At 48.4% G+C, this 21,210-nt stretch carries 19 protein-coding genes; 9 read left to right on the forward strand and 10 right to left on the reverse strand.

The window, feature by feature from the left end; all coding sequences use genetic code 11:
• Positions 1-205: 205 nt before the first annotated feature.
• The 8 genes from nadC to yacG all read left to right on the forward strand — a co-directional run bounded on the left by nadC (position 206) and on the right by yacG (position 7,277).
• Entirely contained in the window at positions 206-1,111 is a 906-nt protein-coding gene (nadC, locus tag BCT27_RS15110; RefSeq protein ID WP_102390634.1) for a carboxylating nicotinate-nucleotide diphosphorylase, read from the forward strand.
• A 216-nt stretch (positions 1,112-1,327) separates the two neighbouring features.
• Positions 1,328-1,753 (forward strand): pilin, encoded by a 426-nt coding sequence (locus tag BCT27_RS25975; RefSeq protein ID WP_102318517.1) that lies wholly within the window; start codon positions 1,328-1,330, stop codon positions 1,751-1,753.
• A 9-nt stretch (positions 1,754-1,762) separates the two neighbouring features.
• Positions 1,763-3,454, forward strand: coding sequence for a type IV-A pilus assembly ATPase PilB (gene pilB / locus BCT27_RS15120; RefSeq protein WP_198597573.1), 1,692 nt, complete (start codon positions 1,763-1,765; stop codon positions 3,452-3,454).
• Between the two features lie 12 nt (positions 3,455-3,466).
• Positions 3,467-4,690, forward strand: coding sequence for a type II secretion system F family protein (locus tag BCT27_RS15125; RefSeq protein ID WP_102396153.1), 1,224 nt, complete (start codon positions 3,467-3,469; stop codon positions 4,688-4,690).
• A 138-nt stretch (positions 4,691-4,828) separates the two neighbouring features.
• A complete protein-coding gene (locus BCT27_RS15130) occupies positions 4,829-5,698 on the forward strand; it encodes a prepilin peptidase (RefSeq protein ID WP_102396154.1) in 870 nt (289 codons plus the stop codon).
• Positions 5,699-6,313, forward strand: a complete 615-nt coding sequence (coaE, locus tag BCT27_RS15135; protein ID WP_102390636.1) for a dephospho-CoA kinase — start codon at positions 5,699-5,701, stop codon at positions 6,311-6,313.
• A complete protein-coding gene (gene zapD, locus BCT27_RS15140; RefSeq protein ID WP_102396155.1) occupies positions 6,310-7,050 on the forward strand; it encodes a cell division protein ZapD in 741 nt (246 codons plus the stop codon). The genes coaE and zapD overlap by 4 nt, the downstream gene beginning before the upstream one ends.
• A gap of 29 nt (positions 7,051-7,079) precedes the next feature.
• A complete protein-coding gene (gene yacG / locus BCT27_RS15145) occupies positions 7,080-7,277 on the forward strand; it encodes a DNA gyrase inhibitor YacG (RefSeq protein WP_017014330.1) in 198 nt (65 codons plus the stop codon).
• A 110-nt stretch (positions 7,278-7,387) separates the two neighbouring features.
• On the opposite strand, the gene mutT is transcribed toward yacG, so the two are convergent.
• Both mutT and secA read right to left on the reverse strand, forming a co-directional pair.
• The gene (gene mutT / locus BCT27_RS15150) at positions 7,388-7,792 is read right to left on the reverse strand and encodes an 8-oxo-dGTP diphosphatase MutT (RefSeq protein ID WP_102318523.1); all 405 of its coding nucleotides are present in this window, start codon (positions 7,790-7,792) and stop codon (positions 7,388-7,390) included.
• Between the two features lie 84 nt (positions 7,793-7,876).
• The gene (gene secA / locus BCT27_RS15155) at positions 7,877-10,597 is read right to left on the reverse strand and encodes a preprotein translocase subunit SecA (RefSeq protein ID WP_102396156.1); all 2,721 of its coding nucleotides are present in this window, start codon (positions 10,595-10,597) and stop codon (positions 7,877-7,879) included.
• Between the two features lie 474 nt (positions 10,598-11,071).
• Here secA and BCT27_RS15160 point away from each other — a divergent pair, with 474 nt between their 5' ends.
• The gene (locus BCT27_RS15160) at positions 11,072-11,536 is read left to right on the forward strand and encodes a DUF721 domain-containing protein (RefSeq protein WP_026024937.1); all 465 of its coding nucleotides are present in this window, start codon (positions 11,072-11,074) and stop codon (positions 11,534-11,536) included.
• A gap of 95 nt (positions 11,537-11,631) precedes the next feature.
• Here the strand turns inward: BCT27_RS15160 and lpxC are convergent, their stop codons facing one another.
• From lpxC to murD, 8 genes are all read right to left on the reverse strand, one after another.
• The gene (gene lpxC, locus BCT27_RS15165) at positions 11,632-12,549 is read right to left on the reverse strand and encodes a UDP-3-O-acyl-N-acetylglucosamine deacetylase (RefSeq protein ID WP_017008187.1); all 918 of its coding nucleotides are present in this window, start codon (positions 12,547-12,549) and stop codon (positions 11,632-11,634) included.
• A 117-nt stretch (positions 12,550-12,666) separates the two neighbouring features.
• On the reverse strand, positions 12,667-13,842 hold the full coding sequence (ftsZ, locus tag BCT27_RS15170) for a cell division protein FtsZ (protein WP_017008186.1): 1,176 nt from the start codon (positions 13,840-13,842) through the stop codon (positions 12,667-12,669).
• Between the two features lie 33 nt (positions 13,843-13,875).
• Positions 13,876-15,132: a cell division protein FtsA gene (gene ftsA, locus BCT27_RS15175; RefSeq protein WP_017008185.1), complete on the reverse strand. Its 1,257-nt coding sequence runs from the start codon at positions 15,130-15,132 to the stop codon at positions 13,876-13,878.
• A 17-nt stretch (positions 15,133-15,149) separates the two neighbouring features.
• Positions 15,150-15,917 (reverse strand): cell division protein FtsQ/DivIB, encoded by a 768-nt coding sequence (locus tag BCT27_RS15180; protein WP_102390639.1) that lies wholly within the window; start codon positions 15,915-15,917, stop codon positions 15,150-15,152.
• A 219-nt stretch (positions 15,918-16,136) separates the two neighbouring features.
• Complete coding sequence (murC, locus tag BCT27_RS15185) at positions 16,137-17,600, reverse strand: UDP-N-acetylmuramate--L-alanine ligase (protein ID WP_102396157.1); 1,464 nt, start codon at positions 17,598-17,600, stop codon at positions 16,137-16,139.
• A gap of 12 nt (positions 17,601-17,612) precedes the next feature.
• Positions 17,613-18,689: an undecaprenyldiphospho-muramoylpentapeptide beta-N-acetylglucosaminyltransferase gene (murG, locus tag BCT27_RS15190; protein WP_102318527.1), complete on the reverse strand. Its 1,077-nt coding sequence runs from the start codon at positions 18,687-18,689 to the stop codon at positions 17,613-17,615.
• The gene (ftsW, locus tag BCT27_RS15195) at positions 18,661-19,872 is read right to left on the reverse strand and encodes a cell division protein FtsW (RefSeq protein WP_102390641.1); all 1,212 of its coding nucleotides are present in this window, start codon (positions 19,870-19,872) and stop codon (positions 18,661-18,663) included. Before ftsW ends, murG begins: the two co-directional genes overlap by 29 nt.
• Positions 19,869-21,209, reverse strand: a complete 1,341-nt coding sequence (gene murD, locus BCT27_RS15200; RefSeq protein WP_102396158.1) for a UDP-N-acetylmuramoyl-L-alanine--D-glutamate ligase — start codon at positions 21,207-21,209, stop codon at positions 19,869-19,871. Before murD ends, ftsW begins: the two co-directional genes overlap by 4 nt.
• Between the last annotated feature and the right edge of the window lies 1 nt (position 21,210).

Raw genomic sequence — 21,210 nt, forward strand, 5'->3', positions numbered from 1 at the left:
TTTTCTAAAAAACGCGAACCGACATTCTTTCCTTCATGCCTTGTTCACACCTGCGTATCTACCAGCGCATCTAATAAAGAGAGGAATGGCTGAAAGATCTACGCTTGCCTCTCCTCGCATTCTTGATTTGTGCCATGTAAACTTGCAGCCAATTGCGTCAGGCATTGCCTGAACACACTTTGACTCAAACCGTGATGGAACCACCATGTCTGAACACCAGAACACACCGCAAATCCACGATAGCCACGCACGTCTCTCTCTATTAAAAGAACATTTAAAACATGACGTTGTGCGTTGTGTTAGCGATGCACTAAAAGAAGACCTCGGTGGCGTGCTGGATGCAGACCAAGACATTACCGCCAGCTTGATCCCAGCAGATTCAATGGCGACCGCTACCATCATCACGCGTGAGCATGGCGTTTTTTGTGGTCAGTTGTTTGCTGATGAGGTGTTCCGTCAGTTAGGTAATCAGGTGTCTATTTCGTGGAAAGTGAAAGATGGCGACAAGGTTGCATCTAACCAAGTCTTGTGTGAATTAGACGGCCCTGCCCGTACGCTGTTAACGGGTGAGCGCAACGCCATGAACTTCATCCAGACCCTCTCGGGTTGTGCGACAGAAACAGCAACTTATGTCGAAAAGCTCGTCGGCACAAAGACGCGCCTGTTAGATACACGCAAAACCATTCCAGGTCTACGTAACGCACTGAAATATGCCGTGTCATGCGGTGGTGGCTACAACCACCGTATCGGTGTTTATGATGCGTACTTAATAAAAGAGAACCACATCATTGCCTGTGGCGGTATTCAGCAAGCCGTGCAAACCGCAAAACAGCTTAACCCAGGGAAACCTGTGGAAGTTGAAACCGAGAGCTTAGACGAATTGCAACAAGCGATTGATGCGGGTGCAGACATCGTGATGCTGGATAACTTCACCACGGACATGATGCGTGAAGCGGTTGCGCTCAACCAAGGCCGCATTGCATTGGAAGTATCCGGCAACGTAACGCTAGACACACTGAGAGAATACGCTGAAACAGGTGTCGATTTCATTTCCGTCGGTGCACTCACCAAACATATTCGTGCGATGGACCTCTCAATGCGCTTAAAGTAATGCCTTGAAATAAGGGCAAATTAACATTTGCTAAGCAGGCGATCGCCTGCTTTTTTTGACCCTGAAATCACAGGAACTATAAGACTTTACAATACTGTTACATGTAATTTGAACCTTTACTCGAAACTCGTACATATCGCTATATCCCCCTGTTTTCATTAGTCGTATTTTGAGACCACTTAAACGCACCTAGATGCATAACGAAGAGGATTCAAAATGAAAAAGCAAAAAGGCTTTAGCTTGATCGAGCTATTGATTGTTGTAGGGATTATTGGTGCATTGACGGCGATTGCTGTGCCGACGTATCAAAAGTTCCAAGAAAAAAGTGAAGTTGTAGCGGCAATAGGAACAATGAAGAACCTTCAATCCGTTATCGACTCAGATATTCTCGATGGGAAAGGTTTCGTAACTCAAGCTTTACTATCGAGTGAATACGGTATTACTGCCGACCAAGTAACGGTAACGGCAGGTGCTGCAAAAAACGATGGGTCACTTAAAGTAACTAAAGAGAATATCTTTATTACTAATTATGCAAGAGCTGCAACAGGCAAATGGACATGTACTTACAATGCTGCAAACTTTGATGAAAAGGTAGGTAACTGCGCAGTAGACACAGATCTTACTATTCCGCCTTCTTCATAACTTAGCCCTTTGAATAACTCTCTTCTATTGCTTCATCGCGCAAAATATATCAATGATGCGCAACTCGAAGTGATCAATAAACAGCAGGTAAAAACAGGTTTGTCTTTACCTGCTGCCATCATTGATTCGAAGATATACTCTAGCGAAGAATTAGCTCATTTGTTAAGCCAGCTGTTTGGTGAGCCGATTGAATCTCTTTATAACTTCCCATTTGAGGAAGTTAATAAGCAAAACAATAGAAGAGAGCTAGTACTTCTTCATCAAGTCTTACCCATCGAATACAGCAACAGTGTTTTAACGTTAGCAGTCAGTGATCCTGCTAACCTTGAAGCTCAAGACGACTTCCGCTTCGCAACTGGCTACCAAATAAAACCCGTTCTCGTTGATCACCAACAACTCACTGGTGCTATTCGAAAACTTTACGGCAAACACATTTCCAGCAATCAATCCGATTCGCAATCCGTCTCCGACGATGATTTGGCCTCTCTCGCGGTGCTTGATGACAATGAAGAATCTGACGCAGCGCTTAATGACGATGCCCCCGTCAGCCGCTATATCCAACAAGTGTTGTTAGATGCCGTTCGTAAGCAAGCCTCGGATATTCATTTCGAACCGTTTGAGCACAGCTACCAGATTCGTTTTCGACTTGATGGCATATTGCAACTGCACAGTTCACCTCCTGCGGGTATCTCTCGCCGTCTTTCTACGCGTTTGAAGATTCTGTCAAAGCTCAACATCGCCGAGCGTCGTATTCCGCTGGATGGCCGCATGAAACTCGCCTTAGGTGATGGACGCTCGATTGATATGCGTGTTTCAACGCTGCCGACGCTGTTTGGTGAAAAAGTCGTGCTTCGGATATTGGATGGTGGCAGTGTCGCGCTAGACATTGATGCGCTCGGTTATAACGAACAGCAAAAACGCGATTACTTGACGGCGCTGGATAGACCTCAAGGCATGATATTGATGACAGGGCCAACAGGGAGCGGAAAAACCGTTTCCCTGTATACAGGTTTGAAGTACCTCAATACGCCAGAGCGCAATATCTCCACCGCCGAAGACCCAGTAGAAATTAACCTCCCGGGCATTAATCAAGTTAGCGTGAACAATGACATTAGCTTGTCGTTCGCCACCGCATTGCGGGCATTTTTGCGTCAAGATCCAGATGTGGTCATGGTGGGAGAGATTCGCGATTTGGAAACCGCAGAGATAGGCATCAAAGCCTCTCAAACCGGCCATTTGGTGCTTTCTACGCTACACACCAACTCTGCCGCAGAAAGTATCACGCGCTTGGCCAACATGGGGGTGGCGACATACAACCTTGCCTCCTCGTTGTCGCTTATTATTGCGCAGCGCTTAGCGCGACGACTTTGCCAACATTGCAAAATCCCCCATGACAATGATGATCACCGCTTACTCAGCCTTGCTCAGCACTACCCCTCTCTAAAAATGGATCACGTATTCGATGCACGCCCTGAAGGGTGTGACCATTGCAACCATGGCTACATAGGGCGCGTCGGTATTTATGAAGTCATGCCCATCACACGCAAGATTGCTGAAGCAATTGGCAAAGGGGCAAGCGCTTCCGAATTAGAGTACCTTGCCGTCGAGAACGGCATGTCGACGCTTCAAACCTCAGGCATTGAAAAACTCAATACAGGTGTCACGAGCTTACGAGAATTACAACGCGTTATCAGCATATAAGAAGGACAGTGGATGGCCGAGAAAGCAGCGCAGCTTCGCGCTTACCATTGGCGTGGATACACAAGCAAAGGCGCAAAAGTCAAAGGACAGTTATTGGCGTATCGTGAAGACGAAGCGAGAAACATGCTTGCAGCACAACAAATTCGCATCGAAAAAATCAAGCAACGTTCACCATCGTCTTGGGTGAAACGTCGTAATACCGCCAACCACAAAGACATCACCTTGTTTACCCGCCAAATGGCCACCATGTTGGAAGCAGGGCTACCACTCACTGAAACGCTGAAACTATTGAAATCAAGTGCAAAGAAAGCAGAATTAGGGCTGATCATCAATCAGATCTACCAACACATTGAGGCGGGTTCATCGCTATCTCAGGCGATGAAAAACAGCTCACCTCTGTTTGATCAATTTTATTGCGACCTCGTGGCGACGGGCGAACAGACAGGCCGCTTAGAGCAAATCTTCGTGCGAATTTGCGTCTACCGAGAGAAAAGCGAAGCCACTCGAGCCAAAGTGGTCAAAGCCATGATCTACCCCGGTATCGTTTCCGTGATTGCGCTGCTGGTAACCATTGGTATGTTGATCTTCGTTATTCCGCAATTTAAAGATGTGTTCTCATCCTTTAATGCCGAACTGCCTTGGTTTACATTGAAGGTCCTCAGCGTGTCTGATGCACTTCAGAACTATGGCCATTATCTCTTTCTTGTCACCGTACTGTCAGTGCTGGCTTTCAAAACCAGTTACAACAAGAGTGATGCGTTTAAACTGAAAGTCAGTAAATTCTCTCTGCATATCCCCATCATTGGCGATGTGTTGACCAAAGCGACCCTATCTCGATTTACCCGAACACTTGCGATAACCTTTAGCGCAGGTATTCCCCTCCTAAGCGGGCTAGCCGCTGCAGGTAAAACAACCAATAACATCTACTTCACGCATGTCATCGAGCGTGTTCATCAACAAACCGCAGGCGGACGACCTTTATATCGCGCCATCAAAGAAACAAACGCCTTTCCGGACATGATGACTCAAATGGTCATGATCGGGGAGGAGTCGGGGGCATTGGATGACATGCTCAACAAAGTGGCGGTGATCTATGAATCTGATGTCGACAACACCGTTGATAATCTTGGTAAAATCCTCGAACCTCTGATCATCGTGACATTGGGTCTATTGATCGGCTCTTTGGTTGTTGCCATGTACCTACCTATGTTCGATCTCATGAACGTCATGGGGTAAACATCCCAGTCCTGCAGTTCTTTTATTCACGTCAACGCTACAAACATTCGATAGATGTTTAAATTCAGTGAATAAGAGGATAGAGACAGGCAGCACAACCCGTTATCATAACGTCATAAACTCACATTGGATTTCAAGATGGATTGGCTGTTCGACTCCCCGAGTCTGTATGTATTTCTCGCGTCTGTATTTGGACTTATCGTTGGCAGCTTTCTCAACGTGGTGATTTACCGTTTCCCGATCATGCTTGAGCGTCAGTGGAAAGCTGAATGCCACGAGTGCTTTCCTGACTTGCCAGCGCCTGAACTTGCAGAGCCGTTTAATCTAAGCATTCCACGTTCACACTGCCCTTCTTGCAAACAACCCGTTAAAGCGATCGACAACGTGCCTTTGCTGAGCTGGTTATTGCTCGGCGGAAAATGTCGACACTGTAAAACGAAGATCAGCGCACGTTACCCGTTCGTTGAATTGCTTACCGCAGTCACTGTGGGTTTAACCGCCTATTTCATTCCGGGGTCGTATTGGTCTCTCGCCGCGATAGGTTTCACCTTTGTGCTTATCGCGCTGTGTTTTATCGACATAGATACCATGTTGCTGCCTGACCAAATGACACTGCCTTTAATGTGGGCAGGTTTGCTGGCGGCACTTGTTGGCATTTCCCCTCTTTCAATAGAAGAGGCTTTGATCGGGGCCATGGCGGGCTATTTGTCGCTGTGGAGCGTATTTCAGCTCTTTAAGCTTCTTACCGGCAAAGAAGGGATGGGATACGGCGATTTTAAATTACTCGCCGCATTGGGCGCGTGGTTGGGCTGGCAACAACTGCCTTTCGTTATTCTCGTTGCGTCTTTTACCGGTGCAATTGCAGGCCTGATTCTGATGCGCGTGAAAGGCACAGGAAAAGAAACACCTTTCTCATTTGGCCCTTACCTTGCAATTGCGGGCTGGATTAGTCTGCTTTGGGGCAATAGTATTGTGGATTGGTATCTGACTTCATATCTAGGGATGTAAATGGCTTTTGTCATCGGGCTTACAGGCGGCATTGGGAGTGGAAAAACCACAGTAGCAAACTTGTTTGCTGACAGAGGCATTGATGTGATCGATGCTGATATCATTGCGCGACAAGTCGTCGAACCAGGCACTGAAGGCTTAGCGGCTATTGTTGATAAGTTCGGCACCGACATTCTCGATGCGCAAGGTATGCTGGATCGCGGCAAGCTCAGAGCCCACATATTCTCAACGCCAGACGCGAAAGAATGGCTAAATGCATTGCTGCATCCCACCATCCGTCTAGAGATGCTGCGACAAACTCAGCAAGCCACTTCTCCGTATTGCATGCTTGTGGTGCCGTTGCTTATCGAAAATGGTCTACAGAGCCTTTGTGACCGTGTTTTGGTCGTCGATGTATCAGAGCAAACACAGATCGAACGCACGACACAAAGAGATAGCGTCGATGAGACTCAAGTGAAAAATATCCTAAAAGCACAAGCATCCCGAAAAGAACGCCTTTCTTTTGCTGACGACGTCGTTGAAAATGAATGCAGCAATGAGGAACTCAACGCACAGGTTGCTGCCTTACACAGTCAATACGTTGCGTTAGCAGGGAAACAACGAGAATCATCATGACCAGCGATACCCTTTACGAGCATCCCTTAAATGAACAGGTTCGCGTCTATTTGCGCCTAGAACAGCTCTTACTTCAAATATCTCAATCTGAATCCTTTACTGAAAGCGGCCACTCGACGCTGTTCTTCAAAAGCATATTCGATTTGATTGAGATCCTCGAACAAGTTCAGGTCAAAGCCGATCTTGCCAAAGATCTTGAGAAGCAGCGCACCAAACTCCAAACGTGGCTAGATGTGCCGGCAGTTGATAAAGAGCAACTGATGGCGTTGCTGAACGAAAGCCGTCAATTCCAGCAAACCCTGTTGCAAGCACCGCGTTTGGGACAAAAGCTACGAGAGGATAAATTTCTCTCATCGATTCGCCAGCGCTTTTCTATTCCGGGCGGCACATGCAGTTTTGACTTACCCGCACTTCACCATTGGCTGAATTTGCCCTTGGCACACTGCCAAGCTGATGCCATTGAGTGGCAATCATCGTTAAAGCCCTTGAGCAATGCATTGTCATTTTGGCTACGATTGACCCGTGGCAGTTCTGCCATGCAATCACTGACCGTGAAAAACGGGTTCCTTCAACAAGACGTGGAAGGCGCGAGTCTTTTGCGTATTAAGATTTCACCAGACTATAATGCGTTCCCATTAATCTCAGGCCATAAATCGCGATTCGCAATCCGCTTTATGCCGTTTGATGAGAGCCAGAACGTAGCAGATAACATGTCGCTGTCTCTGGCAGTCTGTTAAACACAACCAACCATGCTTTGAGGTAATTTGTGAAGCAAGAAAATCCAACCATCGTAAAGTGCCCTCAGTGCAAACTTCCTGTTGTCTGGGGTGACGTGAGCCCTTACCGCCCATTTTGCAGCAAGCGCTGTCAGCTGATTGATTTAGGCGAGTGGGCCGAAGAAGAGAAGCGTATTGCAGGTGCACCTGACATGTCAGACAGTGATGGATGGTCAGAAAATCAGTAAGAAGTAGAAAAAATATAACTCGGTGTTTATGCCTGAGTTCATGCATTTTTCTTGCTGTTTCTAGGGCCTAGGACCTTCTTTTCCTAGGCTCTTGTCTTTTAAACCTGCTCTTATCCCAACACTTCTAAGATCTTCGCTAACACAGGTTCGTTCGCTTCAGGAAAGGTAAAGTTCGACAGCTCGCTGATCGCAACCCATTGCCCGGGTTGGCCTTCTTTTCCAAAAGGTTCACCGTTGAATCCCTTAATCAAAAAGAAATCAAACGTCAGCGCTTTGTCTGGGTAGTCATGCGCTAATGAGCAAAGCAACGCAAGCTCTGTTGTTGTGATCCCGACTTCTTCTTCAAGCTCACGTACAACCGCTTGCTCTGCCGTTTCACCTTGCTCAACCTGGCCACCCGCAAATTCCCAAAAGCCGCCTTTGTGCGCTTTTGCAGGACGCTGAGTGATGAATATCTTGCTGCGGTCTTGATTCAGAATGATGCCAGCCGCGATGTGAATGCGTTTTTTATCCATGTTATGCCTAATCTTATTCCATGAAAAAGGCCGCAGCAGCGGCCTTTCTTATTTGGGTAACCCCAACAATACCTCAATCAGTGATTAGCTGATCTTACCGTGGCACTGTTTGAATTTCTTGCCTGAACCACAAGGACACGGCTCGTTACGACCCACTTTGCGATCACCACGAACCACTGTATCAGACTCTGGCTCATGGCTGTCATCCAATTGGTTTTCCGCATCAGCATGGCTGACTTGCTGGTGACGAGCAGCTGCTTCAGCTTGCGCACGACGTTGCTCTTCCATGCGATCCACTTCTTCAGGCTGTTGAACACGCACACGGCTAAGTGTGGTCACAACGTCTGATTTCAACGCGTCTAGCATGCCTTCAAACAGTTCAAACGACTCACGCTTGTACTCTTGTTTCGGGTTCTTCTGCGCATAGCCGCGCAAGTGGATACCTTGGCGAAGGTGATCCATGGCTGCCAAATGTTCTTTCCAAAGCGTATCCAGCGTTTGCAACATGACCGCTTTTTCAAAGTTACGCAGGGTTTCTTCACCCACTGCCGCTTCTTTGGATTTGTACACATCAACGATGGTGCTAAGAATACGCTCACGAAGCTGCTCTTCGTAGAGCTTGTCGTCGTTATCTAGCCAGTCTTGAAGTGCCATTTCCACATCGAAGTCTGCTTTCAAACGCGCTTCAAGACCCGCAACGTCCCACATTTCGTCGAGCGATTGAGGTGGGATGTATTGGTCAATCACATCGTTAATCACGTCTTCGCGGTTTTGCTCGATCATGTCGCTGATGTCATTGGTATTCATCAACTCATCACGTAGCTCATACACCACTTTACGTTGGTCATTGGCAACGTCATCGAATTCCAGAAGCTGTTTACGGATATCGAAGTTACGGCCTTCAACTTTACGTTGGGCGTTTTCAATTGCCTTGTTCACCCATGGGTGCTCAATGGCTTCGCCTTCTTCCATACCCAGTTTCTTCATCATGTTAGACACACGTTCAGACGCGAAGATACGCATCAGTGAATCTTCCATTGATAGGTAGAAACGGCTTGAGCCTGGGTCACCCTGACGGCCTGAACGACCACGAAGCTGGTTATCGATACGACGAGATTCATGACGCTCTGTACCAATGATGTGAAGACCACCCGCCGCTTTAACAGCATCGTGAGATTCACGCCACTTGGTTTTGATCTCTTCGATTTGTTGCTCTGTCGGGTTGTCCAACTTAGCAACATCCGTCTGCCAGCTACCGCCCAACACGATATCCGTACCACGGCCAGCCATGTTCGTTGCAATGGTGACCGCACCAGCAGAACCCGCTTCAGCGATGATGTCTGCTTCATGTGCGTGGAACTTGGCGTTCAATACGGCGTGTTTTACGCCCGCTTCGGTCAGTGCATTTGACAGCAATTCTGATTTTTCAATCGACACAGTACCAACAAGCGAAGGCTGACCTTTCTCGCTGCGTGTTTTGATGTCTTCAATAATGGCGTTGAACTTCTCGCGCTCAGTCATGTAAACCTGATCTGCCATGTCATCACGAACCATTGGTTTGTTGGTTGGGATAACAACGGTATCTAGACCATAGATTGACTGGAATTCGAATGCTTCTGTATCAGCAGTACCTGTCATGCCTGACAGTTTGTCGTAGAGACGGAAGTAGTTCTGGAAGGTGATAGAAGCCAGCGTTTGGTTTTCGTTCTGAATCTTCGTGCCTTCTTTGGCTTCAACCGCTTGGTGTAGGCCTTCAGACCAACGACGCCCCGGCATCGTACGGCCAGTGTGTTCATCAACGATGATGACTTCGTCGTCTTTCACGATGTAATCAACGTCTTTTTCGAACAGTACGTGCGCACGAAGTGCTGCATTAATATGGTGCAGCAAAGAAATGTTGGCTGGAGAATACAGGGTATCGTTCTCTTCCATAAGGCCATTTTTCTTCAGAAGATCTTCAACAAACTCTTGGCCCGTTTCGGTTAGGTGAGCTTGTTTTGATTTCTCATCAACGGTGAAGTGGCCGTCACCACGGTATTCTTCGCTGTCTTCTTTGTCTTGACGAACCAATTGAGGAATCAATGCGTTAATGCGCGCATACATTTCAGAACTGTCTTCTGCAGGACCTGAAATGATCAACGGCGTGCGCGCTTCATCGATCAAGATGGAGTCAACTTCATCCACCACGGCAAAATAACGTTCACGTTGAACACGGTCTTCCGCACGGAACGCCATGTTGTCACGCAGGTAGTCAAAACCAAATTCGTTGTTTGTTCCGTAAAGGATATCTGCTTGATATGCTGCTTTTTTCTCTGGCGGTGCCATGTTGGGTACGTTAGTACCAACGGTCATGTCGAGGAATTCAAATAGCGGACGGTTTGTTTCTGCATCACGCTTAGCCAAGTAGTCATTCACGGTAACAACGTGAACACCTTTACCTGTCAGTGCATGCAAATAAGCAGGTAGCGTTGCGGTCAGTGTTTTACCTTCACCTGTACGCATCTCTGCAATCTGGCCATTGTTCAAGACCATACCACCGACCATTTGCATGTCGAAGTGGCGCATACCATAGACACGTTTAGACGCTTCGCGAACCGTTGCAAACGCTTCTGGCAGGATGACATCAAGGTCTTCGCCTTGCGCGATACGTTGACGGAATTCAGCGGTCTTCGCTTTTAGCTCATCGTCGCCATACGCTTCAAACTGTGGCTCAAGCTTATTGATTTCATTGACAACTTTGCGAAGACGGCGCAGTGTGCGGTCATTGCGGCTTCCGATTACTTTAGTAATTAATTTCGATAACATGGCTTTGCCGTTTCTCTCATATTTTTTACGCTTTAGCGTCAGAGCCAAAGCCGGGATGCTGCGCGGCAGAGAAAGGTCAGCAACGTCCTCTGCCAGAACTCTTTGTCGGATATCTTTGTCGAAAAAGAAACCGTATTTGTAGCGATGATCTTGTGCCTTCAGGAAAGTATTTCAAGGCCTATTAATAATTTAATCACGCAACGAGATCGTGATGATCGATCTCGGGGAATAATCATAAGCCATATCGACACGTCATCCCACCTGTAATGCGGGTCGTACCCTTTTTGATACTAAAAATTAGAACCTGTTCATTCCCTGCATCATTCATCGTGCAGTTTCTATGCAATTCAAGCAAAGAAAGAGGTGCTTACTTCAAGTAAAGACCCGTGAAACGGGCATAAAACTTCACAAACATGGTGTCTATTTCGTTCCCCTGATACCCTTAAAGAAGAGAAAGCGGATATCAAGATGGTTATGCGAGATCACAGACCGAAATCCACATTAGATTTGCTGGAAAATAACGCCTCTGGGCAAGTGCGTCAGCGCGCCCTCGCGCTGGCAAAGCTCAATGAGCAGATCAAAGATCTGTTACCCGCACAGTCGGCAAAACATTGCCGCGTTGCAAACTATCGCGACGGCACCTTGATCCTTGAGTGCGGATCGTCATCTTGGGCAACACGTTTGAATTACGACAGACAAATGCTGCTTTCTGCGCTGCGCAGAGAAGCATTACCCACCCTGTCGACCATAGAGATAAAGGTAAACCCCGATCTCGCCAAATCAGACATTCGAATAGCAGCCGAGAAAAAGAAAGCGGAACCACGAACGCTGAGCCCTATCGCCGCCGAATATTTAAAAGCCGTCGCGGAAATGGTGCCCGATAAGCTGAAAAAGCGTTTAGAAGCGATTGCAGCGTTATCTAATAAGGGTGAGCAGTAAGCGAGAAGCGCGGCCATTGTCAGGGGTTGCCGAAAAGAGACACGCATAAAAAAACCGAAGCCAAGGCTTCGGTTTTTTTGTATTCGCTTAGGTTGTTACGCCAATACCATTCCTGGTTCAGCAAACCTAACTGGCAATGTCTGTGCGTCTTCGAAAGTCGCCCATTCCCACGCTTCTTGGTCAGCAAGCACTGCACGAAGAAGTTGGTTGTTCAAAGCATGACCTGATTTATAAGCACGCATTTCACCAATGATATTGTGGCCACACATGTACAGATCGCCAATGGCATCCAATACCTTGTGCTTAACAAGCTCATCGTCAAAACGCAGGCCGTCTTCGTTAAGGATACGGTAGTCATCCAAAACGATGGCACAATCAAAGCTACCACCCAAACACAGATTACGTGATTGGAGGTATTCAATGTCACGCATGAACCCGAAGGTACGTGCACGGCTGATATCTTTGATAAATGATTGTGAAGAAAAATCTAACACCAGACTCTGCTGTTCTGCTTCAATCGCTGGGTGATTGAAATCAATGGCGAAATCGAGTCGGAACCCGTCATAAGGCACAAGCTCAGCCCATTTGTCGCCGTCTTCGATGCGAACAGGTTTCTTGATACGCACAAATCGCTTAGGCGCATTCAAGGTTTCAATACCCGCAGATTGCAGCAGATAGATAAATGGACTGGCACTGCCGTCCATAATTGGAATTTCTGGTGCGTCAACTTCAACAATAACGTTATCGATGCCCAAACCCGCAAGTGCGGCGTTCAAGTGCTCAACCGTAGAAATACGAACGTCGTCGTCATTGACCAGTGCAGTACACAGCATTGTATCGCGCACTGATGCTGGATCTGCCGGGAAATCTACCGGCGGATTGAGGTCAGTACGGCGGTAAATAACGCCAGTGTTAGCTGCAGCTGGGCGCAGGATCAATGTGACCTTACGACCCGAGTGCAAACCCACTCCCGTCGTTTGAACAATAGTCTTTAATGTTCGTTGTCTAATCATCTGCCATTCCCAACTGAATTTAATTTCTGCGTGCTAAGTCACTCATTACACTGTCACAACAGCATAAAACGGGCGCAATAGTACCACGCAACTGTACACAAACCAAGCGCTACAAGTTTAGTCTGCCTGCTTACGTAAGAACGCAGGGATATCCAAGTAGTCTTGTTCCTGTTTAGGCTTCGGTGCCACATTGGTCGTCTGAGACTGAACCGGAGATTCAGTTGGACGATTTGGTACAGAGGTTGCCGCCTTTGGTGTTTCTTGCAAAGGTTGTGCCTTGTTCTCAACCGGTGCCGGTTTTTGTGTTCCCGGAACCAAAGTGATGTCAGGCTTACGCTCAGTACCAATACCAGTAGCGACTACTGTCACGCGCAATTCGTCACTCATTTCTGGATCCATTGACGAACCGATAACCACAGTGGCGTTATCTGAGGCAAACGCTTTTACAGTGTTACCCACAGTTTCGAATTCATCCAGTCGCATATCAAAACCTGCGGTAATATTTACCAACACGCCTCGTGCGCCTGCTAAATCAATGTCTTCCAGAAGTGGACTTGAAATTGCCATCTCAGCCGCTTCTTCAGCACGATCTTCACCAGTAGCCATGCCGCTACCCATCATCGCATGACCCATTTCAGACATCACTGTACGGACATCCGCAAAATCGACGTTGATCAGGCCAGGGCGAGTGATCAGCTCTGCAATACCTTGGACAGCGTTACGCAGCACATCGTTCGCTTTCGCAAACGCGTCTAGCAATGTAATGCCTCGACCCAGTACCTTCAGAAGCTTTTCATTAGGGATAGTGATCAAAGAATCGACGTGCTTAGACAGCTCTTCGATACCTTGCTCAGCAAATGCCATGCGTTTTTTGCCTTCAAAGCTAAATGGCTTTGTGACAACCGCTACGGTCAAAATACCTAACTCTTTCGCAACTTCAGCGATAACTGGCGCTGCACCGGTACCGGTACCACCGCCCATGCCAGCTGCGATAAATACCATATCGGCACCTTCGAGCTCAGCTTTAATCGCTTCACGATCTTCCATTGCAGATTCACGACCGACTTGTGGGTTTGCACCCGCACCAAGGCCTTTCGTGATATCGCCACCAATTTGGATGACTGTGCTAACTGCTGTCTTACGCAGCGCTTGAGCATCGGTATTGACGGTGATGAATTCCACCCCTTCAATTGACTCACGCACCATGTGTTCGACTGCGTTACCACCGCCGCCGCCAACACCAACGACTTTAATTACCGCGTCGTTGGACATTTCCATCATCGGTTCAAACATGTGTTCTCTCCGTCATTCCTGTTCGCATCAGGTTCAAAATTCTTTTTTTAACCAGCCACTAAGCTTACTGAACATTCCTGATACAGTTCGTTTAGGCTCTGGCTCGTTCGTTTCGTTCAATAGGTTTTCTTTGCCATAATGCAGCAATCCAACCGCTGTCGCGTGATAAGGCGCGTCAACATAGTCTGTAAGACCAGTGACCCCTGCTGGAAGCCCCACGCGAACTTGGTTTTGGAAGACACGCTCCGCGCACTCCACCAAACCTTGCATTTGTGCCGCACCACCGGTCAGGACGATACCCGCCGCTAATTGATGTTTTACGCCTTGTGCACGTAGGCGTTCCTGAACTCGTTCTAGCTCTTGTTGCACCAACCCCAACAATTCGCTACAACGAGGTTCAATAACTTCAGCCAACGTTTGTCGTTGTAGGCTACGCGAAGGGCGACCACCTACACTTGGAACATTGACCTTGGCATCTTTGTTCACCAGCTCGCTTAACGCACAGCCGTGTTTCACTTTGATCTTCTCAGCATCACTCAATGGTGTACCGAAGGCATACGCAATATCGCTGGTTACAACGTTTCCGGCATAAGGGATAACAGCTGCATGGCGAAGCGCACCGCCCGTCCATACAGAGATATCCATCGTACCGCCACCGATATCAACCACACACACACCAAGCTCTCGCTCGTCGGCAGTGATCACAGCGTGGCTTGCTGCAAGTCCTGAGAAGATCAATTGATCGACTTTCAAACCACAGCGCTCAACCGCTTTTTCAATGTTCTTTGCCGTGTCGCTATGACACGTAATCAAATGAACACTGGCTTCCATTCGGACGCCCGACAGACCAACAGGGTTCTTAATGCCCTCTTGATAGTCAATTTTGTATTCTTGCGGAATCACGTGCAGCACACGTTGTTCGTCGCTGATCTTCACCGATTTTGCCGTGTGAATCACCATGTCGACATCTTCTTGGGTCACTTCTTCATCAGAAATCGTGCCCATTCCGCGCTCTGTCTGGCAGTGAATATGTTTGCCTGACAAAGAAAGAAACACTGAACGGATTTTACAATCCGACATCAGCTCGGCATCGTTAACCGCACGTTCGACAGATTTCACTACCGATTCGAGATCGTTAACGCCGCCTTTGTCCATGCCCTGAGATGGCGTGGTACCGACACCCAGCACATTCACCGCGCCGTCCGGCAATATCTCACTGACTAACACAGAGACTTTTGAGGTCCCGATGTCTAATCCAACAATCAGTGGTCTGTCAGTTGTTTGTTTCATTCCACCTACTCTCAGGTTTACTCTTCACTGTCTGCATTGGGAGCTTTCCAACCCACCGCTGCACCAGTGTCGTAGCGCAAATCCACATATTGTATGGCTCGACCTGTTTCATTGATTTCATCAAACAGGCTCACGAAGCGTTCTAACCGCTCTTCTCTGGATTCTCGCCCTAATTCAATGCGCGTACCGTCTCGGGTAACCACTCGCCACGATCGACGTTCATTTAATGCCAGGGCGGCAATCTCTAATTTTGTTGGTGCTAGAATTCGGCGCATTTCTCGCCAAGCTTCTAACACTTCATGCTCACTCCCTTCGGGGCCATGCAAGGAAACTAACCCTTTTCCTGCCACGTCTTCGGGGTTTGCACTAAATGCAGTGCCAGTGACATCCAGAAGTTGAGATCCATTCCAGACTGCCTCAGGGCGGTATTCAGTCACATTTACTTTTAATGTGTCTGGCCATTGTTTTCTTACGGCCACGTTTGCTACCCAAGGTAGCGACGATATTGCGCCATGAATGGCATCAACATCTTGCAGCATAAAACTGCTAAGCGGGCCTAGATGCAGGACCGCATCACGCACCTCTGACGACGACAAGTGCGTTAACTGACCTTGTACAACAATCTGCGACAAGGGCAATTGTTTTTCGTCTCCCATCCACGACAACACGCGGAGCAAAGACCAAACAATCCCTAGAATGACAAATACCAAAAACACCAGCCCCCCCCAATGTTCTTTAAACATTGAAGGTTGAGCCGGTACATCATCTACGGTCACATTTGTCATAGTCAGGCTAATTGCCTCGCATCATTCTAAGGCAACCTGTCGCACTACATGTGTAGAACCGACCGATTATAACGGTCAGTTTGACAGGTCTCCAACCCTTGTTGGCTCAGAAGTGATTAAGCTGAGATCAAATACATGCAAAACCACCAATATCCGATTAAAAATTAGACATTGCTCATTTAAACATCGGCTGTTTTACACAAAACTTGATTTTTCTCTTCAACTTTCTTCACTTAGCGCCGTTTTATCTAACTTCAATTCGGCCAGTTTTCTAGCCACTTTACCGATATCGCCAGCACCTTGAGTCAGTACCATATCGCCAGATTGAATCACAGCAGCCAAGGCTGCAGGTAGCGATTCAACGTCTGGAACGAAAATTGGATCGATTTTTCCTCGTCCACGAATTGTACGGCAAAGGCTACGTCCATCAGCACCAGAAATCGGCGCTTCGCCTGCAGAATACACATCCAACATCAGCAGAACGTCAACTTGTTCAAGAACATTTGCAAAATCGTCATACAGATCGCGCGTTCGGCTGTAACGGTGTGGCTGGAATACCATCACCAAGCGGTTATCCGCCCAACCAGCTCGTGCAGCTTGAATGGTCACGTCCACTTCACTTGGGTGATGACCGTAGTCGTCCACCAGCAAAACATGGCCATCATCAACAGGGAACAAGCCTAACTGGTCGAAGCGACGACCTGTGCCTTCAAACCCTGCCAATGCGCGAAGAATCGCGTCATCTTCAACACCATCTTCTGTCGCAACAGCCACTGCTGCAGTTGCATTCAATGCATTGTGACGACCAGGGATATTAAGCTCAATATTAAGATCAGGCTTGCCCGCGCGACGAATAGTAAAAATGCCCTTTTGACCGTCTTGACGGTAATCTCTCAGCTGCACATCTGCATCATCAGAGAAACCATACGTAATCACTTGGCGACCAATCGACGGGATCAACTCACGCACAACGGGATCGTCTACACACATAACAGCCTGACCGTAGAAAGGCAGTTGGTGCAGGAAGTCGACGAAGGTTTGTTTCAATACTTCAAAATCGCCGCCGTATGTATCCATATGGTCAGCTTCAATATTGGTAACGATGGATACCATTGGCTGCAAATGCAGGAATGATGCATCGCTTTCATCCGCTTCAGCGATCAAATAACGGCTGCACCCTAATCGTGCATTTGTGCCCGCACTTTTCACCAAACCGCCGTTAACAAACGTCGGATCCAGACCCGCTTCTTGATAAATCAACGTGGTCAGTGCCGTTGTCGTGGTTTTGCCATGTGTACCCGCAACCGCAATACCATGACGATAGCGCATCAATTCAGCCAGCATCTCTGCTCGGCGAACCACAGGAATACGCGCTGCTTTCGCCGCCACCAATTCCGGGTTGTCTTGTTTAATGGCGGTGGACACTACCACCACACTTGCACCGTCTACGTTTGATTCAGCATGACCAATAAAAACTTGCGCGCCTTTGCTTTCCAAGCGCTGTGTCACCGCATTTTCAGAAAGGTCTGAACCTGTGATTTCGTAGCCTTCATTGATCAAAACTTCTGCGATGCCACACATACCGGCACCGCCGATACCAACAAAGTGAATACGGTTTACACGGCGCATCTCCGGCACCATGGTTCTAATTTTTTCTAGCTGATGACTATCAAACTTGCCCATCACGTTGTTCTCTTAATTCGCTACGTCTTTGATGACGGTAGCAACACGCGTTGCTGCATCCGTAATGGCCGCGCTTTTTGCCGCTTCAGCCATCGTCATCAAGGTACTAAATTCTAATGTCTCCAGCGTCTCCGCCAGTTTCTCAGCAGTAAGATCAGGTTGCTCCATCATGATGGCCGCCCCGTTACTCACCAAATGTTCTGCGTTTAATGCTTGTTGGCGATCTTTGTGTAAAAACGGCACAAAAATCGCGGCCACGCCTGCCGCGGCAACTTCTGACACCGTCAGAGCGCCAGAGCGGCAAATGATGATGTCTGCCCAGCCATAGGCTTCTGCCACATCATCGATAAATTCAGTCACGTCAGCATTGCTGACGCTGGCATTCGTGTAACGCTCCGCCGTATCGGCTTGGCTGCCTTTACCCGCTTGGTGGCGAACCACCACATCGCGTTTCACTTGCGCTAATGCCTCTGGCACGGTGTGATTGAGAATGCGCGCACCTTGGCTGCCTCCCATCACTAACACCTTCAGTGGCGCACCGTCTTCATGGTGTTTTTCAGAAGGCGCTGGTAATGCACATACATCCTTTCGCACTGGGTTGCCAACCACTTCTTGGTTTGGAAACGCACCAGGGAACGCTTGCAATACACGTCGGGCAATTTTCGCTAACCATTTGTTGGTTAACCCTGCCACTGCATTTTGTTCATGCAGAACGACAGGAATGCCACTCAACCATGCAGCAAGGCCACCAGGGCCACTGACATACCCTCCCATGCCTAATACGGCATTAGGTTGCCAGTGTTTGATGTGCTTTTTGGCTTGAAACACCGCATTCAGCACCATCCAGGGGGCGAGAAGTTTACGCGCAAACCCCGCACCACGCAGCCCCTTAACTTCAATAAAGTCGATCTCAATGCCATGTTTTGGCACCAAATCGGCTTCCATTCTGTCAGCGGTTCCTAACCAACGGATTTCCCAGCCTTCTTGCTGAAGCTCATTAGCAACCGCAAGCCCAGGGAAAACGTGGCCGCCAGTACCACCAGCCATCACCAATAATCGTTTATGCTTTTGTTCGTTTTCTTTTTTCATGGGTCACTATTCGTTGGTGTGCCTGAGACGTTTCCAACCGATACTCATGGTCGATTCGCAACAGCAAGGCCACCGCCGTAGACATAATAAATAAACTGGAACCGCCGTAACTGACCAGCGGTAACGTCAAACCTTTGGTTGGCATGATCCCGGCGGCAGCACCGACGTTGACCAAAGCTTGGAATGCAAACCAAATGCCAATACCAAACGCGAGGAAGCCACCAAACAGTTGGTTTGCCTCAAGGCAGCGTTTTCCGATAAACAAAGCACGGAAAACAAGGGCAAACACCATCAATAGAACAACAGTCACGCCCACCAAACCAAGCTCTTCGGCAAGCACAGCCACCACGAAATCGGTGTGTGCCTCAGGCAAGTACTCCAGTTTCTGAATAGAGTTACCGAGCCCTTGCCCCCACCAATCTCCGCGACCAAACGCCATCAAAGATTGGGTAAGTTGGTAACCACTACCAAATGGGTCTTGCCACGGGTCGAGGAAAGAGGTCACACGCCGAACACGATACGGTTCGGCAATGATCAACAGCCCTACAAGGCCAAGCCCTGAGAACAAAAGCACACCAAATTGCCACAGCTTCGCACCCGCGATGAACAACATGCCAATCGTGGTAACAAACATCACGACCACAGAACCCAAATCAGGCTGAGCTAGCAAGAGCACCGCAATAATGATCAGCACCGCAAGGGGCTTCAAAAATCCATAAACGCTTTCGCGCACCTCGCCATGCCGACGCACCAAGTAGCCTGCAATGAACAAAAATAACGAGAGCTTTGCCACTTCTGCAGGTTGAAGGTTAATGATCCCCAATGGTAACCAACGCATTGCCCCGTTGACTGAGCGGCCTACCCCTAATACTGCAACCAGTAAGAACAAGGAGATGAGCAGCATTGGTACACTGAGTTGTTGCCATCTTGCCAGCGGTATTTGTAGCGCTACCGCAGCCAGGATCAGCGCGCCAATTAAGTAAATGCCCTGACGGATTGCGAAGTAAAACGGTTGATCAACCAAGCGACTGGATACAGGGATCGACGCAGACGTCACCATGATCAAACCGACGAGCATTAACCCGAATGACAACCAGACAATTTGTCTGTCATATAAAGCGGTAGGCGAAGACTGAGACAGCCACCGCCAGACATTGTTATCTTCCCACTTCATACTCATCATCCTGACACCTTGCTCCCAGCCCTCTGAGTAGCAATCTCTTTTGCATAGGCGGAGAAGGTATCACCTCGCACCATAAAGTTTGTAAACTGATCGAAGCTTGCACAGGCTGGTGATAGCAACACCATGTCGCCCGATGTCGCATCACGCGCCGCGATATCCATCGCCGTTTGCATGGTCTCTGTTACCACCGGTGCATCAACGAGTGCTGCAAATGCATGACCGTCGCGGCCATAACAATACAAAGTCACGTTCAACGTATTGAGCACAGGCTTTAACGAAGAAAAATCCGCGCCTTTACCGTCACCACCCACCAACAAATGCAAACGACCCGCCAATTGCAGACCATCTAGTGCTGCCAATGTACTCGCCGGATTTGTTGCTTTAGAGTCATTGACCCAAAGAACGCCATCTTGTTCCAACACTTGTTGGCAACGGTGAGCCAATCCACGGTATTCGCGCATCGCTTGGCATTGGGCTTGACGATCAATGCCGACAGAGTCAGCAAGCGCCATTGCGGACAAACAGTTCGCCACATTGTGTCGACCCACGAGAGCAATGTCAGACACAGGCATGACTTGTTCACCTTTCGCCGTTAACCACTCTTGTCCGTCACGCAACGTTAGCGTGTACTCACCGTCAGAAAATCCAAAGCTGATTGCCTTCTCATGCGACAGCGGCTTGGTTTGCACATCGTCTTGATTCCAAACCGCTAAGCGCGCTTGGTCATAAATGCGAAGCTTGGCATCACGATAATCGTCCATGCCGGTGTACCTGTCCATGTGATCTTCAGACAGGTTCAAAAACACAGCAGAGGCCAAGTCGAGGGACGATGTGGTTTCAAGTTGGAAGCTCGACAGTTCAAGCACATAAAGCGCGTGATCATTCGCCAACATATCCAGCGCAGCGAAACCGATATTTCCACCTACGCCGACATTCACATTCGCAGCTTTTGCCATTTCGCCAACAAGACTCGTCACCGTGCTTTTGCCATTCGAGCCGGTAATACCAATCACGGGTGCAGACACATCACGGGCAAACAGTTCAATGTCACCCACAATTTCAATGCCTTTCGCTGCGGCGTCTTGAAGTTCAGGGGTCGCGAGCGCAATACCTGGGCTTGCAACAATTTGATCGGCACTCAATAGCCAATCCATGTTCCAACCACCCGCGTGCAACGCGATATGTGAAGGCAATTGTTCAGCACCAGGCGGGGTTGCGCGCGTATCCATTACCTTGATGTCGACATCGCCGCCTTTACGCAGCAAATGATTCACGACAGAAAGCCCGGTCATACCGAGCCCTATCACCACAATCTGTTTTTTCGCGGTGTCTGCCATG

It is taken from the genome of Enterovibrio norvegicus (assembly GCF_002876705.1).
GTDB lineage: Bacteria > Pseudomonadota > Gammaproteobacteria > Enterobacterales > Vibrionaceae > Enterovibrio > Enterovibrio norvegicus_B.